This is a genomic window from Pseudomonas ceruminis (assembly GCF_021602025.1).
GTDB lineage: Bacteria > Pseudomonadota > Gammaproteobacteria > Pseudomonadales > Pseudomonadaceae > Aquipseudomonas > Aquipseudomonas ceruminis.
On sequence record NZ_BQHW01000041.1, the window covers coordinates 1 to 15,709 of the forward strand.

Annotated in this window: 12 protein-coding genes; 3 read left to right on the forward strand and 9 right to left on the reverse strand. The window is 64.7% G+C overall.

The window, feature by feature from the left end; translation table 11 throughout:
* The coding region (locus tag L6D80_RS27960) for an MATE family efflux transporter (protein WP_176514946.1) at window positions 1-1,288 on the reverse strand (1,288 nt) is incomplete at its 3' end.
* Between the two features lie 154 nt (window positions 1,289-1,442).
* Here L6D80_RS27960 and L6D80_RS27965 point away from each other — a divergent pair.
* Window positions 1,443-6,344 (forward strand): alpha-2-macroglobulin family protein, encoded by a 4,902-nt coding sequence (locus L6D80_RS27965; RefSeq protein WP_176514944.1) that lies wholly within the window; start codon window positions 1,443-1,445, stop codon window positions 6,342-6,344.
* Window positions 6,345-6,434: 90 nt separating this feature from the next.
* Here the strand turns inward: L6D80_RS27965 and L6D80_RS27970 are convergent, their stop codons facing one another.
* Window positions 6,435-6,728, reverse strand: coding sequence for a hypothetical protein (locus L6D80_RS27970; protein ID WP_009685776.1), 294 nt, complete (start codon window positions 6,726-6,728; stop codon window positions 6,435-6,437).
* A 77-nt stretch (window positions 6,729-6,805) separates the two neighbouring features.
* Here L6D80_RS27970 and pbpC point away from each other — a divergent pair, with 77 nt between their 5' ends.
* Window positions 6,806-9,160, forward strand: coding sequence for a peptidoglycan glycosyltransferase PbpC (gene pbpC / locus L6D80_RS27975; RefSeq protein ID WP_176514942.1), 2,355 nt, complete (start codon window positions 6,806-6,808; stop codon window positions 9,158-9,160).
* Window positions 9,161-9,252: 92 nt separating this feature from the next.
* A complete protein-coding gene (locus L6D80_RS27980) occupies window positions 9,253-10,911 on the forward strand; it encodes a ShlB/FhaC/HecB family hemolysin secretion/activation protein (RefSeq protein WP_176514940.1) in 1,659 nt (552 codons plus the stop codon).
* Between the two features lie 47 nt (window positions 10,912-10,958).
* Here L6D80_RS27980 and L6D80_RS27985 read toward each other — a convergent pair whose 3' ends face one another.
* The 7 genes from L6D80_RS27985 to L6D80_RS28015 form a co-directional block, all read right to left on the reverse strand.
* A complete protein-coding gene (locus L6D80_RS27985; RefSeq protein WP_373876113.1) occupies window positions 10,959-11,741 on the reverse strand; it encodes a response regulator transcription factor in 783 nt (260 codons plus the stop codon).
* Window positions 11,742-11,852: 111 nt separating this feature from the next.
* Entirely contained in the window at window positions 11,853-12,323 is a 471-nt protein-coding gene (locus tag L6D80_RS27990) for an A24 family peptidase (RefSeq protein WP_054900144.1), read from the reverse strand.
* 155 nt (window positions 12,324-12,478) lie between these two features.
* Window positions 12,479-13,048 carry a DUF4136 domain-containing protein gene (locus L6D80_RS27995; protein WP_054900143.1) on the reverse strand — a complete coding sequence of 190 codons (570 nt, stop codon included), beginning with the start codon at window positions 13,046-13,048 and terminating at the stop codon, window positions 12,479-12,481.
* Window positions 13,049-13,067: 19 nt separating this feature from the next.
* Window positions 13,068-13,700 carry a DUF4136 domain-containing protein gene (locus L6D80_RS28000; protein ID WP_176514936.1) on the reverse strand — a complete coding sequence of 211 codons (633 nt, stop codon included), beginning with the start codon at window positions 13,698-13,700 and terminating at the stop codon, window positions 13,068-13,070.
* 21 nt (window positions 13,701-13,721) lie between these two features.
* Window positions 13,722-14,471, reverse strand: a complete 750-nt coding sequence (locus L6D80_RS28005; protein WP_176514934.1) for a methyltransferase — start codon at window positions 14,469-14,471, stop codon at window positions 13,722-13,724.
* Window positions 14,468-14,773 carry a MazG-like family protein gene (locus L6D80_RS28010; RefSeq protein ID WP_054900140.1) on the reverse strand — a complete coding sequence of 102 codons (306 nt, stop codon included), beginning with the start codon at window positions 14,771-14,773 and terminating at the stop codon, window positions 14,468-14,470. The genes L6D80_RS28005 and L6D80_RS28010 overlap by 4 nt, the downstream gene beginning before the upstream one ends.
* A gap of 84 nt (window positions 14,774-14,857) precedes the next feature.
* Window positions 14,858-15,709, reverse strand: a complete 852-nt coding sequence (locus L6D80_RS28015; RefSeq protein WP_176514932.1) for a MaoC family dehydratase — start codon at window positions 15,707-15,709, stop codon at window positions 14,858-14,860.

The window sequence follows — 15,709 nt, forward strand, 5'->3', positions numbered from 1 at the left end:
GGGTCCCCGCCCGCAACGCCATGAACCCCAGAAACGCCAGCCATAGCCCCTGGTTGCCAAACCCTCGCAGGGCCCACGCCAGCGGCAATGCGATCAGCACCGACACCAGCATCGCATTGCGCATCTCCCGTGCCCGGGTCGCACCGATGAACAGCCCGTCGAGCAGGTAACTCCACACCGCCACCAATGGCAGTACCGCCAGGTAAGGCAGGTAGGGGTAGGCCGCTGCCCGTACGCTGTCGATATCGGTCTGCAGGTCGATGAACAGATGCCCGCCCAACAGGAACAGCCCGGCAAAGGCCAGGCTGGTGATCAGCGACCAGCCACACGCTACCACCAGCGAGCGGCGCAAGGTGTCGCGATCGCGGGCGCCGATGGCATGGCCACACAACGCCTCCACGGCGTGGGCCAGGCCGTCCAGGGCGTAGGCGGTGAGCAGCAGGCCGTTGAGCAACAGCGCGTTGGCCGCCACCGTTGCTTCGCCCAGGCGTGCCCCCTGCACGGTGATCAGCAGAAACACCAACTGCAGGGCCAGGCTGCGCAGGAAGATGTCGCGGTTGACGGCCAGCAATGGCTGCCAGGCTTGCCAGCGCTTCAGCGCGGCCCAGGCAATATGCCCCGGATAGGCCCGCAGGGCAGGGCGGGTCAGGGCCAGCCCTAACAGGGCGGCGCCCCACTCGGCAATCACTGACGCCCGTGCCGAGCCCAGTACCCCCCACTCCAGGCCCAGCACGAACCATAGGTTCAGGGCGATGTTCAGCAGGTTGGTGGTCAGCAGGATAGCCAGGGGCGCACGTGCATTCTGGGTGCCGAGGAACCAGCCAACCAGCGCATAGCTGGCCAGCGCTGCCGGCAACCCCAGCAGCCGCGTGTAAAAGAAGGCCTCAGTCGAGTCCTGCAACGCCTCGCTCGGCTGCATAGCCTGCAGCGCCAACTGGCTGAAGGGCACGGCAAGCACGCCGATCAGCAGGGCGAAACCCAGTGCCAGCAACAGGCCCTGCACCAACACCTGGCGCAGCGCGGCGCCGTCGGCCCGGCCCGCAGCCTGGGCGGCGAAGCCGGTGGAGCCCATGCGCAGGAAGCCCATCAAGCCCACCATGAAGGTGAACAGCGTGGCGCCCACGGCCACCGCGCCCAGCTGGTGGGCATGCGGCAGGTGGCCGATCACCGTGCTGTCGACCAGGGCCACCAGGGGCACCGAGATGTTGGAGAGGATCATCGGCGCGGCCAGGGCCCAGACCTTGCGGTGGGTAAGGCGGTGGCGCCAGTCGATGGCAAGTGGGGACATTGGCGTTCCAGAGGGCTCGGGTGGGCGCATTGTAACGGCCAGGCAACCAAATGGTGCGAACACGGTCTCAACTGACGCTCCAGCGCAGGTACCACCCTTGCCATTGCGCTATAGTTGCTGCCCTCTCGTATACGCTGCCAAGAGTTACCATTCCATGTTCAACAAAGGATTGTTGCTGGCCTGCGCGCTGGCCCTGCTCAGTGCCTGTGATTCCTCGACGCCGGACAAGCCCGCCCCCGCCCAGGAGCCGGCAGCCAGCACCCCTGCCCAGGCACCGGCACCCAAGCGGGAGGACCCTGCAGCCCTTGCCAAACGCTACGAGGGCCGCGAACTCAGCGTACTGGATGTTTCGGAAGTGCAGCTCGATGGCGCCAGCACCCTGTCCATCAGCTTCTCGGTGCCGCTGGACGCCAAGCAGGACTGGGCCAGCAAAGTGCACCTGGTCGACACCGTCAAGGGCAAGGTCGACGGTGCCTGGGAACTCTCCGACAACCAGATGGAACTGCGCCTGCGTCACCTGGAGCCTCAGCGCAAGTTGGTGCTGACGGTCGACAAGGGCCTGCTGGCCGTCAACGGCAAGCCACTGGACAGCGAATCGGTGACCCGGCTGGAAACCCGTGACATGCAGCCGACCGTGGGCTTCGCCAGCCGTGGCTCGTTGCTGCCCACGCGCCTGGCCGAAGGCCTGCCGGTGATCGCCCTGAATGTGGAAAAGGTCGATGTGGAGTTCTTCCGGGTAAAACCCGAAATGCTCTCGACCTTCCTGGTCAATTGGGGCCGCAACAGCAGCCTTTATTACTACCAGTCCCAAGAAACCCTGGCCTTGGCCGACCTGGTCTACAGCGGCCGTTTCGACCTCAACCCAGCCCGCAACACCCGCGAGACCGTGCTGCTGCCGATCGCCGGCATCAAGCCGTTGCAGGAGCCTGGCGTCTACCTGGCAGTGATGCGTGCCTCCGGCACCTACGACTACTCGCAACCGGCGACGCTGCTCACCCTGAGCGACATTGGCGTGTCTGCCCACCGCTACCGCGACCGCCTGGATGTGTTCGCCCAGGCCCTGGAGGGCGGCAAGGCACTCAAGGACGTCAACCTCGAGCTGCATGACGACAAGGGCAAGCTGCTGGCCCAGGCCAGGACCGATGGCCAAGGCCATGCCCAACTGCCGATCACGGCCAAGGCCGACACCCTGATCGCTACCCAGGGGGTGCATACCACCCTGTTGCGCCTGAACACCGCTGCGCTGGACCTGGCCGAATTCGACATCACCGGCCCCCAGGCCAACCCGTTGCAGTTCTTCATTTTCGGCCCGCGCGACCTCTACCGCCCCGGCGAAACGGTGCTGCTCAACGGCCTGCTGCGTGACCAGGACGGCAAGCCGGTCAAGGCTCAGCCGGTCAGCGTCGAAGTGCGCCGCCCAGATGAACAGGTCAGCCGTAAGTTCGTCTGGGAGGCCGACGCCGATGGCCTTTATCAATACCAGCTGCAGCTCGCCACCGAGGCCCCGACTGGCCGCTGGCAGCTGCTGCTCGACCTGGGCGGCGGGCGCAAGCAGGTCTATGAGTTCCTCGTCGAGGACTTCCTGCCTGAGCGCCTGGCGCTGGAGCTCAAGGGCAGCAAGACACCGCTCGCCCCTGAGGAGGACGCGCGCATCCAGGTCAATGGTCGTTACCTGTACGGCGCGCCCGCGGCAGGCAACCGCCTGAGCGGCCAGGCCTACGTGCGGCCATTGCGTGAAGCCGTGCCAGCGCTGCCGGGCTATCAGTTCGGCTCGGTCACAGAGACCGAACTGAACCAGGACCTGGAGCTGGACGAGGTGACCCTGGACCAGGCCGGCAAGGCAGTGGTCGATATCGAAAGCCGTTGGGCCGAGGCCCGTTCGCCGCTGCAACTGACTGTGCAGGCCAGCCTGCAGGAGTCTGGCGGCCGACCGATCACTCGCCGCCTGGAACAGCCGATCTGGCCCGCAGAACGCCTGCCGGGCTTGCGCGGCGTGTTCGATGGCGAAGAAACCGATAGCGATGGCCCGGTGGAATTCGAGTTCCTGGTTGCCGACCGCGACGGAAGGAAGCTGGCCGCCAACGACCTCAAGGTGCGCTTGATCCGTGAGCGCCGGGACTACTACTGGAACTACTCGCAGAGCGACGGTTGGAGCTACAACTACAACGAGAAATTCCTGACCCAGAGCGAAGAAACCGTCAGCGTCAAAGCTGGCTCCACGGCCAAGCTTACCTTCCAGGTGGAGTGGGGGCCGTACCGCGTGGAGGTGGAAGACCCGCAGACCGGTCTGGTTTCCAGCGAGCGCTTCTGGGCGGGTTACCGTGCCCAGGACAACGCCGAAGGCGGCGCGGTGCGCCCGGACCAGGTAAAGCTGGCCCTGGACAAACCAGCCTATGCCGATGGCGCTACCGCCAAGGTCACCGTGACCCCGCCCGCAGCCGGTACAGGCTACCTGATGATCGAGTCCAGCGATGGCCCGCTGTGGTGGCAGGAGATCGATGTGCCGGTGGAAGGCAAGACCTTCGAGGTGCAACTGGACAAGCAATGGGCACGCCACGACCTGTACATCAGCGCCTTGGTCATTCGCCCAGGTGAGCGCAAGGCCAACGCCACGCCAAAACGCGCCGTGGGTGTTCTGCACCTACCGTTGGGGCGCGCCGAGCGCAAGCTTGCAGTGAGCCTGCAGGCGCCGGAAAAAATGCGCCCCAAGCAACCGCTGACGGTCAGGTTCAAGGCGGCCAATGCCGATGGCAGTATTCCCAAGCAGGTGCATGTGCTGTTGTCCGCGGTGGATGTGGGCATCCTCAACATCACCGATTTCAAAACCCCTGACCCCTTCGCCAGCCTGTTTGGCCGCAAGGCCTACGGTGCCGATCAGTTGGACATCTACGGCCAGTTGATCGAAGCCGGGCAGGGCCGTTTGGCCAGCCTGGCGTTCGGTGGTGATGCGGCCATGGCCAAGGGCGGCAAGCGCCCCAACACCACGGTCACCATCGTCGCCCAGCAGAGCGTTCCGGTTACCCTGAACGAACAGGGCGAGGGTCAGGCGACGGTCGACATCCCGGACTTCAATGGAGAACTGCGCCTGATGGCCCAGGCCTGGACCGAGGACCACTTCGGCATGGCCGAAGGCAAGACCGTGGTGGCCGCACCGCTGATTGCCGAGCTGTCTGCCCCGCGCTTCCTCGCCGGCGGCGACCGCACCAGCCTGGCGCTGGACCTGGCCAACCTGTCCGGCCGTGCCCAGCAACTGAGTGTCGACATCAGCACCGAGGGCCAGTTGAGCTTGGCGGCCAGCGCCCAGCAGACGATCGCTCTGGCCGAGGGCCAGCGCACTACGCTGAAGATTCCGGTGCTGGCCCAGGGCGGCCTGGGCCAGGGCAAGGTGCGCGTGCGGGTCACTGGTTTGCAGTTGCCGGGTGAACCGGTAAACACCTTCGAGCGTGAATGGTCGCTGGGTATTCGCCCAGCCTATCCGGCGATGCTCAAGCACTATCGCGTGGCGCTCAAGGAGCAGCCCTGGGCCTTGCCAGAGAGTGACCTGGCCGCCTTCGAACCTGCGGGCCTGCAGGCCAGCCTGGCGCTGTCGAGCCGCCCGCCATTGAACCTGGGCGAGCAGATCCGCGCCCTGGAAGCTTACCCCTACGGCTGCCTGGAGCAGACCACCAGTGGCCTGTACCCCTCGTTGTACGCCGATGCCGAGAGCCTCAAGCGCCTGGGTATCAAAGGCGAGCCGGCCGAGGTGCGCAAACGCAAGATCGAGATGGGCATCGAGCACTTGCTGGGCATGCAGCGCTACAACGGCAGCTTTGGCCTGTGGAGCTCGGACAGTGAAGAGGAATACTGGCTGACCGCCTATGTCACCGACTTCTTGCTGCGCGCCCGCGACCAGGGTTATGGCGTGCCGGCCGAAGCGCTGAAAAAAGCCAATGAGCGCCTGCTGCGTTATTTGCAGGAGCGCAACCTGATCGAGGTCGACTACAGCGAGAACGCTGAGCACACCCGCTTTGCCGTCCAGGCCTATGCCGCGTTGGTACTGTCACGCAGTCAGCAGGCCCCGCTGGGCGCATTGCGTAGTCTGTTCGAACGCCGCGCCGATGCGCGTTCAGGCCTGCCGTTGGTACAACTGGCGGTGGCGCTGGACAAGATGGGCGACAAACCGCGCTCGCAACAGGCCCTGCAAGCTGGCCTCGGGATTAGCCGCAGCAAAGGCTGGATGGCCGACTACGGCAGCAGCCTGCGGGATCAAGCACTGATCCTGGCGCTGTTGCAGGAGAGCAACCTGGCCAGCAATCAGGTCGATCAACGCCTGTTCGCATTGTCCGATGAGCTGGCGGCCAACCGCTGGTTGTCGACGCAGGAGCGTAACGCCTTGTACCTGGCTGGCCGTGGCCTACTCGGCAAGCCTGAAGCGCCATGGAAGGCGCGCCTGGACAGCGCGGGCGAAGTGCGTGAGTTCAACAATGCCGACGCCGGGATGAAGCTCGAAGGCCCGTTGCTGGCATCGCCGCTGACCGTTCAGAACCAAGGCAGTGAAACCGTCTACCAGCAACTGACCCTCTCGGGCTACCCGCGCCAGGCACCAGCTGCCGGGGGGAACGGTATGGAAATCCGTCGTGAATACCTAGGCATGAATGGCCAGGCGCTGGACCTGCAAAACCTGCGCAGCGGTGAACTGGTGCTGGTGCACCTGGCACTCAAGGCCACCGACCGCGTGCCGGATGCGCTGGTGGTCGACCTGCTGCCGGCGGGCCTGGAGCTGGAGAACCAGAACCTGGCGCAGAGCGCCGCCAGCCTGGATAACGCTAGCAGCGCAGTGAAGCAGTGGCGCGAGTCGATGCAGAACGCCAGTGTGGTGCACCAGGAGTACCGCGACGACCGCTATGTGGCAGCGCTGAAACTGGACGGTTATGGCACTACCCACCTGCTGTACCTGGCGCGTGCGGTGACCCCCGGCACGTACCGCGTGCCGCCGCCACAGGTGGAGTCGATGTACCGGCCGAACCTGCAGGCGGTGGGTGATGGGCAGGGTGAAATGACGGTAAAGGCCCGCTAGTGCTGTAGGGGTTCTACCAGCCGCATCGTCGGCCAGCCGGTCCCGTGGGCGCCGGCTTGGCTGCGATGGGTTACCGTTGCAGCCCCGACGTCAGTGGATCACCCAGCTCATCACCCATAACCCCAGCACCAGCCAGATGATCCCGAGGATGATCGAGGCGCGCATGAAGGCGCGGATTGCCGAGTAGAGCAGCATCAGGCCGATGATCAGGGCAAGAATGCTGACCAGCGAAGTGTCCATGCCCAGGGTGCGCGCCAGGCCGTCGATGAAGTTGCCCCCGGCATTGGCCAGCAGGTTGAACAGGCCGCTCAATGCGTCGACGATGAAGCGGATCAACGAACCCAGTGCCTGGCCAAGCCACTCGAAAAAACCTTCTACATGCATAGTTGCTTCCTGATGAACGAATCGGCGAGTTTGCCGTTCCCAAGCCTTTGGCCATTACCTGCCCAGGTCGGTTCCCGATGCCAAGCTTAGCCCGGCCGCGCACGCGCGCGGGAAGGATCCTGCGGGCCAGTGTGATCGCCGCCCTGGCGATGGTCGCGCTGCTGTACTTGGCTGATCGCCTGTGGCCATTGCCCATGCCGGCTGACGACCTGGCGCGGGTGGTGCTGGCCGAGGACGGTACGCCCCTGTGGCGCTTTGCCGATGCCGATGGAGTGTGGCGCTACCCCGTCAGCCCCGAAGAGGTGTCGCCCTTGTATCTGCAGGCACTGCTGACCTACGAGGACCGCTGGTTCTACCGTCATCCCGGGGTCAACCCGCTGGCGCTGGCGCGCGCGGCCTGGCTGAACCTGCGCGGCGGGCGTGTGGTTTCCGGGGGCAGCACACTGTCGATGCAGGTGGCGCGGTTGCTCGACCCGCACGACCGCACGCTGGCGGGCAAAATGCGCCAACTGTGGCGTACAGCGCAACTGGAATGGCACCTGTCCAAGCGCGATATCCTGCAGCTGTACCTGAATCGTGCGCCTTTCGGCGGCACCTTGCAGGGCGTGGCGGCCGCCAGTTGGGCGTATCTGGGCAAGTCGCCGAAGCACCTTACGCCCGCCGAGGCGGCGCTGCTGGCGGTACTGCCCCAGGCCCCCAGCCGCTTGCGCCCGGACCGTCACCCCGAACGTGCCCAGCGTGCCCGTGACAAGGTGCTGCAGCGCTTGGACGAGTATCAGGTGTGGCCTGCCCAGCAGATCCTGGAAGCGGCCGAAGAGCCTTTGCTGCTGGCGCCACGCCAGGAACCGGCCCTGGCGCCCTTGCTGGCCCGCCGCCTGAACACGCCCAATAGCCCACCATTGATACGCACCACCCTTGATGCTTCGTTGCAGCGGCGCCTGGAAGACCTGCTGCTGGGCTGGCGTGCCCGCCTGCCCGAGCGCACTTCGGCGGCGGTGCTGGTGGTGGACGCGCAGAGCATGGCAGTGCGCGCTTACTTGGGGTCAATCGACATCAGCGATGACCGCCGCTTTGGCCATGTCGACATGGTCCGTTCCCTGCGTTCACCTGGTTCGACCCTCAAGCCGTTCCTGTATGGCATGGCCTTGGACGATGGGCTGATCCACTCCGAATCGCTGTTGCAGGATGTGCCGCGCCGCTATGGCGACTATCGCCCCGGTAACTTCTCGATGGGCTTCAGCGGCCCGGTGTCGGCCAGTTCGGCGCTGGCGTTGTCGCTCAACCTGCCGGCGGTGCAGTTGCTCGAGGCCTATGGGCCAAAGCGCTTCGCCGCGCAACTGCGCATGGCCGGCATGCCGCTGGTGCTACCGCCCCTGGCCGAGCCCAACCTGTCGCTGATCCTGGGCGGGGCAGGCAGCCGCCTGGAGGAACTGGTCGGCGGCTATGCGGCGTTGGCCCGGGCGGGCAACAGTGCAAAGGTGCGCCTGCAACCTCAGGACCCGTTGTTGGAGCGGCGCTTGCTGTCGCCGGGGGCGGCCTGGATCATTCGACGCATCCTCAGCGGCCAGGCGCGGCCAGACCGTGACCCCCATGCCGACCTGGTGCAGCGCCCGCAACTGGCCTGGAAGACCGGTACCAGCTATGGCTTTCGCGATGCCTGGTCGATTGGCGTCGGGCCGCGTTACCTGATTGGGGTGTGGATCGGCCGGCCTGACGGTACCCCGGTGGCCGGGCAGTTCGGCTTGGCCTCGGCGGCGCCGCTGATGTTGCAGATTCACGACGTGCTGAGCAACCGCGACAGCCAGCGGGGGCTTACCGTACCGGTGCAACGGGTCCCCGACAGCGTGGGTGTCGCTGCGATTTGCTGGCCGTTGGGCCAGCCGATGAACCGGCAGGACCCCAACTGCAGGCGCCAACGCTTTGCCTGGACGCTCGACGGCACCACGCCACCGACATTGCAGGCCGCCGATCAACCGTTGGGGCTTGGCTTGCGTGAAAGCGTGTGGGTCAACACGCAGGGCCTGCGTGTCGATGGCAGTTGCCCAGGTGCCAAAGCGCAGGAAATTGCCCTCTGGCCAGCCCCGCTGGAACCCTGGCTGCCCCGTGTCGAACGGCGTGCCGCGCGTCTACCTGCGGTGGACCGCAGTTGCCCACCGCAGGTGCCCGCCAGCGCGCCACCGCTGTCCATTGTCGGCGTGCGCCCGGGCGATACCCTGCGCCGCCCGGTCGGCAGCAGCGAACCGTTGCAACTGCACGTCTCGGCCCTGGGGGGCGCCGGCCGCCGCTGGTGGTTCCTCAACGGCCAGCCCTTGGGCGAAACCACTGGCCAGGCGACTTTGCTGGTGCGTTTCGAGCGGGCAGGGCAGAGCGAACTGAGCGCACTGGACGAGAGCGGTGAAACGGCGCGGGTGACGTTCCAGGTCAGCGAATAGTCGTTCGACGTTTGCCGGCGCAACACCTACGCTTGCTAGTGACGGGTGTGACCGGCTGACGCCCCGGTACCCAAGGGATTCTGGAGCACCCTATGCGTCCTCTGGCCGTGCCCCTGATCGTATTGCTCTGGGCCAGCCTGGCTCATGCAGAGCCATTGCCAGGTTACCTCGACAGCCATGAATACGAGCGCCGCCTGCCCACCGATAACCTGCCAGTAGAGGCCTATCGCCCGGTTGTGACGGACGTGCGGTGGTCGGCACCCCGCACGACCGCCCCGTTGTCGAACGCAACGCAACTGGTCTTGCACAAGGTGCGCTTCGAGGGCGGTACGGTCTTTCCCTTGAGTGAGCTGCGCGAGCACTACCAGCCGCTGATCGGCCGTGAGATCACCGTAGGCGAGCTGCAGCAGTTCACCGAACGCCTGACCCAACGCTACCAGCGTGACGGCTATCCGCTGTCGTATGCCTACCTGCCACCTCAGGACCTTGCTGAGGGCCGCGTGCACGTGGTGCTGGTGGAGGGCTATATCCACGACTATGAGCTGTTAGGTGATATCGGCCCGGCAGCAGCCTACCTCGAGCAGATGATGGCGCGGTTGCAGGCTGAGCGGCCCCTGACCCAGGCGGCGCTCGAGCGGTTCACCGGCTTGGCGCAACGCATGCCTGGCCTGAGCGTGTACGCCGAAGTTGCGGCGGCGCAGGTCCCTGGCGATGCAGCACGGCTCAGGCTTCACGTGTGGCGCAAGCCGTACGCTGCAGGTGTAACACTGACCGCTGGCAGCCGCGAGAACCCACAGGCGCTGGCCAAGGTTTCCAGTAACGCCCAGACACGCTTCGCCGAGCAGTTGACGGCGAGCTTTCTGCTGCCCCCGGGCGATGACCGAACGCATTACCAGCGGCTCGACTACAGCCAGTACCTGGACGCGCAAGGCAGCCAGTTGCTGTTATCGGCCAAGCGTTATCGCAGCGAACCGGGCACACGGGTGCGCCTGCAGGACGGCACCGACCTCACTCAGCGCCGGCAGGTCGAACAGTATGCGATCGGCCTCGGCCAGGCGCTGATGGTTGAGCGCAATGAATGGATCAACCTGTCCGGGCGGCTTTATTCAAGCAGTGAGCACCTCGAACAACGGATCTGCTGTCAGCGTGAATACGACACTGCTGTACGCGGGTTGTCATTCGAAGGCGACTGGCGCAAGGGCGATGAGCGCCGACTGCGCATCGTCAGTGCCGGCGTCTACCAAGGCCTGGATTACCTGGGGGCGCGCAGCGATGCCGACTACGACATGGACTTTCTACGCTTTCAGGTCTCGGGTTTGCAGAGCGATCAGTTGTTCGACAACTGGCAGGGCGTGGTGTCCGCTGCGCTCTACTGGAGCGATGACAGGTTGCCCGACAGTGAGCGCGCGGTATTTGGCGGGCAGCATTTCGCACGGGGTTACCCCAGCGACCAGGCCGCCGGCGACAAGGGCTGGGGTGTCGCTTATGAGCTGAACTACCGGTTAACGCCTGGCGCTGGCTGGCTGAAGGTTGTGCAGCCCTATGCAGTGCTCGATGCTGCCCAGGCCTGGTACAACGGCGGGCCTTACGAGGATGCGCACATGGGCTCAGTGGCGCTTGGTGTGCGCCTGGGCGATGGGCACCATGGCAACGTGGCGCTGGAAGTCGCCAGACCGCTGGCGGATGAGGCACTTGATAGCGCCAGCCGCACGGTCCGACTGATGTTGAACATCAGCTATCAACTGGAATGAACGTGCTGTAGGCGCGACACGCGGCCGCTCCTACAGACGCAGCCTTGCTAGTGGGTAATGAAGCGCTGATGCACGGGCGATGAACTTGGCGTCAACGCCAGCGCCAGCTGCGTGCGGTTGTGCATATGAGTCAAACGCAGCACCTGGGAGACGTAAAGCTTCACGGTGTTCTCGGTGATGCCCAACTCGCAGGCGATCTGGTAATTGGTCTTGCCCTTGCTCACCAGCCGTGCCACTTCTAGCTGGCGCGGGGACAGCTTCTCGAACGCTGCGGGCAGCTCGCCTTCGGGCTCCTCAGGGTCGGTGGAGCGACGGTGAACACCCTGGCCGCGGGCCTTCTCCAGGTCCTGGTAAAGCTCATCGATGGAGCCTGCCAGGTCCTGTAGCCGCTGGTTGAGACTGCCTAGGTCCTGGAAGTTCGCTTTGCGCTCCTGCAGTACCTGCTCCTGGCGGCGCACCCCTTCGAGCAGTTCGTCGAGGTTCATGGGCTTCTGGTAATAGTCGGCGAAGCCCTCGCGCAGGGCCCGGATCACGTCCTGCTTGTCGGCACGGCCGGTGAGCATGATCGCTTCGAACATGCGCTGGCGCCCGGCAATGTCCTTCAACGCCCGGCCCAGCTCGATGCCATCGCGTTCCGGCATGTGCAGGTCACACAACACCAGGCCGATGGCCTCGTCGGCAACGTAACGCTCAATGGCTTCGTCTGTGGAGTGTGCCGCTACACAGTGATGGCCCTGGCTTTCGAGAAATTCACATAGCTGTTCGACGATCGTTGCCTGATCATCAACCACCAGGACCTTCACCTCACTGAATGACTTGTTCACGATCAACTCCCTGTTCGTATACGGCCCAGCTCCCGGGCCAGACGCTCTGGCAGCTTAAAAGTAGACGCTGCCGGCGGTTCTGTACAAGACATGTACAGCATCGGACCGCAGGGATGGTCATTGGATCCATACCGCTGTCAGCAGAAAACCGGCCAGCACATAAGGCACGAAGGCCTGCTTGTCACCCATCTCTTCGGTCAGGGCCTGCAGGCGCTTTTTCACCTTGGGGTTGAGCAAGGTCCACAAGCGCCTGCGCGTCAGCAACCACAGCAGTACGCTGACACCGGCACCGATGAAAGTGCCGAGCACGTACTGCGGGCTGGTCGCCAAGGCCAGGGCGCCCATCAATTTGACGTCGTCGGCGCCGAAGCGGCCAAGCATGTAGCCAGGCAAGGTCAGCAGCATGACGATGGCCAATGCCCAGCCTGCGTCGCTGGCATCGGCGCCGATCCAGGTATGACCAGTGACGAACAACCAGGCAAGGGCGCAGGCCGCCACCCCCAGGGTCAGTATGTTGGCGATCTGGCGTTCGCGGATATCTTGTTCAGTGCACAAGGCAAGCCACATCAGGAGAACAATGCTTTGCATTGGCAGGTCGCCATCCCTATTCGTTGAACACGTCTTCCCGGGCACCTCAGGGTTTCTATAGAGGGTAGACGTGTTCCGACGAGTGGGCATGGCACAATCATGAAATGCTGCCCGCACCTTCGACTTTGTCACTTTCGAAGGCGGGGTCAGTGGCGTTATTTGGCTCGGCCGGGCGGGTAGTTGCCCAGCACTTCGCCCACGGTTTTCTGGATGGCGCTGTTGCGCTCCTCAGGGCTTGGCGGGTAGTTGTTCATGATTTGCTCGGCACTGCCGCGCCAGACCAGCTTGCCATCCCGGCCATCGAACATATCGACCTGAATGGTCGCCACCTTGTAGTCGACGCTGCGGGTCTCGTTGTACATCGGCCCGCCCCAGTAGCCTCCCCAGTACCCACCCCAGCCGCCACCATAGTTGGTGGTGATCTGCTGCTGGCGCTCCTCGACAATCAGGTAGGCCCGCACTTTGACATCCGCCCGGGCGTTGCCCTGAACCGGACGCAGGCCGCGTTGGTCGAGTTGCTCGGCAACCGCCTGGCGGATGCGCTGCTCGGTCAGGTCGCTCTTGATGCGTGGATCATCCGGGCGGTATTGCAAGCCCGGTTCCTGCCAGGCCCAGCTGCGGTAGGCCGCGAAATCGCGGCTGGCATCGAAATCCTGTTGGACGTTGTTGCTGGAGCAGGCTGCGAGCAGCAGCGCAAGTGACAGTAGAACGAGGCGGCGCAACATGATGGTTCTCCGTTAGACGTTAACTGGGAGGATAGCCGCTGAGCGCCTTGTGTACCGATTCGCGCAAGGCGGTTTCGCGATCGCGTGGCGAACTTTTGTCGCTGCCGCTTTCAGCGCTTGCGCTCCATACGGGCTGGCCGTTGCGGGCATCGAACAGGTCGATGCGCACCACCATCACTTCCACTTCGTAGGTGCGCACGATCGGCACGCTGCCATAAGCGCCATAGCCATTGCGGTAGCCGCCGAAGCCGACACTGCTGTAGGGGTACGGGCCGTAATAGGGGTCGTAGTCGTAATCACGCACCTGGCGCAAGCGCCGCTCCAGGCGCATGTCGGCGCTGACCAGCAGGTCGCCGGTGGCGCCTCTGGCCGGGCGCAGGCCTTGCTGGTCGAGCGCACTGCTGACGGCATCGGCCAGTTGCCCGGGGTTGGCGTCGGCGCTGCCGGTTGGCAACTGACCGCCACGCCAGCTCCAGCTACGGTAGCGCCCATAGTCGCGCGTAGGTGCCGGGTAGGCACTGGCGTCGAAGGTGGCGGCCGCCTGCACGGGGGCCGGTGGCAGCGGGCGGCTGCTGGCCACATAGGGGTTGCTGCCTTGGCAGGCGGTCAAGGCCAAGGGCAGCAAGGCCAGCCACAACAGTCGGTACGGCATGTATTCCTCCCGGCAGGCGGATCAACGGGGGCGGCATATCCAGTGCAGATAGCGGCCAAGCCCGGCGAAGCTTGGGTGACGGCGGTGGGCCAGTTCCATTTCCAGCAAGTCGAGCAGCTCGGCCTTGGCCTGGAATTCCTTGGGCATATAGTCGTGAAACACCCTCACGCCACTCTCGCTTTCCACGTGCCACATGGGTTCAAGTTGCGCCTTGAGTTCACGCGGATCAAGCGGTTTCTGCGGGGTAAGGCTCTGCTTTTCACCTTCCAGGCGGTTGCTGCGCAACTTGCGGAAATGGCTTTTGAGCAGGTTGCGATAGACCAGCGCGTCACGGTTGTAGAATGCCAACGACAACCACCCACCGGGGGCAGTCAGCTGGTGCAGCACCGGCAGAATGCTTTCTGGTTCGGCCAGCCATTCGAGCACCGCATGGCACAGCACCAGGTCATAGGGTTCGGTGAGTTGGCCGAGCAGGTCCTGCCAGGGTGCCTGAATGAACGTTGCCGGCTGGCCTGCCTCGGCAAAGCGTTCCCGGGCGCCATCGAGCATCGGCGCGGCGGGTTCGGCGAGGGTCAGGTGATGGCCGCGCTCGGCCAACCACAGGGCCATGTGACCAAGCCCGGCGCCGATGTCCAGCACCCGCAGCGGCCGGTCCGGCAGGGCTTCGGCCAGGTCGGCCTGGAGCACGGCCAGGCGGATCGCGCCCTTGGCACCTCCGTAGATCTTCTCGGCAAAACGGGTGGCCAGCTCATCGAAGTGACGGTCGTTCATCGGGCGAAGCGCCTCTCGCTGTCGGCCAGCTTGGCCCGAACTACCTGCTCCATGTCCAGGCCCAGTTCGCTGCACAGCAGCAACAGGTAGAGCACCACATCCCCCACTTCCTGGCCGGCATGGGCGAGTTCATCTGCAGGAAGCTGGCGCGATTGGTCTTCGCTCAGCCATTGGAAGATTTCCACCAGCTCGGCCATTTCCACGCTGGCGGCCATGGCCAGGTTCTTCGGGCTGTGGAAGCCGCGCCAGTCGTTGTTGTCGCGGATCCGGTGCAGGCGTTCGGTAAGTTCTTGCAGGTTCATCGGGGTCTCCTCGTGCTGCATAGCTTCGATGGAGGCCCGATGCAAAGCAAGTGGATTTGGCGCCGTGCCTGCAGCCCCGGCCCTCTAGAGCGCACCCCAGCGCCCGACCATGTGCAGCAACTGGCCATGCCCATCCAGGCGCAGTGCGCCTGTTGGCCCTGGCGCACTGGCGCTCAGTACCACTTCCGACGGCAAGCGCACCGGCTTGCGGAAGTCCACCTCGAAGCTGTAGCCACTGTTCGGCAGGTGCGTATGCAGCGCCGCCAGTGCCATGGCCTTGCTCCACATGCCATGGGCGATGGCCTTGGGGAACCCGAACAACCGTGCGCTGGCACTGCTCAGGTGAATCGGGTTGTAGTCGCCGCAGACCTTGGCGTAGCGCCGGCCGATATCGCTGTCGGCGTACCAGCGCGTTGCTTCTGGCAACGGTTGCGGCTCGCTGTCCTCGCTGTGTTCAGGCTGGCCCTGCAGCTTCAAACCACGCACCAGCATGCGGCTGGTTTCGCGCCACAGCAGGCCCAGGCCATCCTCGGTTTCGGTGATCAGGTCGAACGTGCCGCCCTTGGGATGGGCCTGCAAGTTGTCGGCGTAGACCGAAAACCGCAGCCCGTCGATGCCACCCAAGGGGCGCAGCACCTCGATGCGGTTATGCAGGTGCACCAGGCCGAGCAATGGGAAGGGGAATTCGTGTGCGGTCAGCAGTTGCAGTTGCAAGGTGAAGGCCATCACGTGTGGGTAGGTGCCTGGCAGGCGGCCGTCATCGGTGAAGTGGCACAGCCGACGGTAGGCCTCCAGGTTGCCAGGCTGCACGCGGATGACACAGCGCAGGCCATCGGCCGGCAGCGTATCGCCGCTGATCTTGCGCTTGCTGGCGGCGCGCAGGTAAAGGCTAGCGCGCGAAGCGGGGTGGGTCAGTTGGTGCCATTGGCGGTTCAT

What these genes read in the sequence shown, in the direction of transcription:
- L6D80_RS27995 (WP_054900143.1), bottom strand. Translation starts at nt 13,048, where the DNA reads ATGTTGCGCCGCCTCGTTCTACTGTCACTTGCGCTGCTGCTCGCAGCC.
- L6D80_RS27990 (WP_054900144.1), bottom strand. Translation starts at nt 12,323, where the DNA reads ATGCAAAGCATTGTTCTCCTGATGTGGCTTGCCTTGTGCACTGAACAA.
- pbpC (WP_176514942.1), top strand. Translation starts at nt 6,806, where the DNA reads ATGCCAAGCTTAGCCCGGCCGCGCACGCGCGCGGGAAGGATCCTGCGG.
- L6D80_RS28005 (WP_176514934.1), bottom strand. Translation starts at nt 14,471, where the DNA reads ATGAACGACCGTCACTTCGATGAGCTGGCCACCCGTTTTGCCGAGAAG.
- L6D80_RS27980 (WP_176514940.1), top strand. Translation starts at nt 9,253, where the DNA reads ATGCGTCCTCTGGCCGTGCCCCTGATCGTATTGCTCTGGGCCAGCCTG.
- L6D80_RS27970 (WP_009685776.1), bottom strand. Translation starts at nt 6,728, where the DNA reads ATGCATGTAGAAGGTTTTTTCGAGTGGCTTGGCCAGGCACTGGGTTCG.
- L6D80_RS27965 (WP_176514944.1), top strand. Translation starts at nt 1,443, where the DNA reads ATGTTCAACAAAGGATTGTTGCTGGCCTGCGCGCTGGCCCTGCTCAGT.
- L6D80_RS28010 (WP_054900140.1), bottom strand. Translation starts at nt 14,773, where the DNA reads ATGAACCTGCAAGAACTTACCGAACGCCTGCACCGGATCCGCGACAAC.
- L6D80_RS28000 (WP_176514936.1), bottom strand. Translation starts at nt 13,700, where the DNA reads ATGCCGTACCGACTGTTGTGGCTGGCCTTGCTGCCCTTGGCCTTGACC.
- L6D80_RS28015 (WP_176514932.1), bottom strand. Translation starts at nt 15,709, where the DNA reads ATGAACCGCCAATGGCACCAACTGACCCACCCCGCTTCGCGCGCTAGC.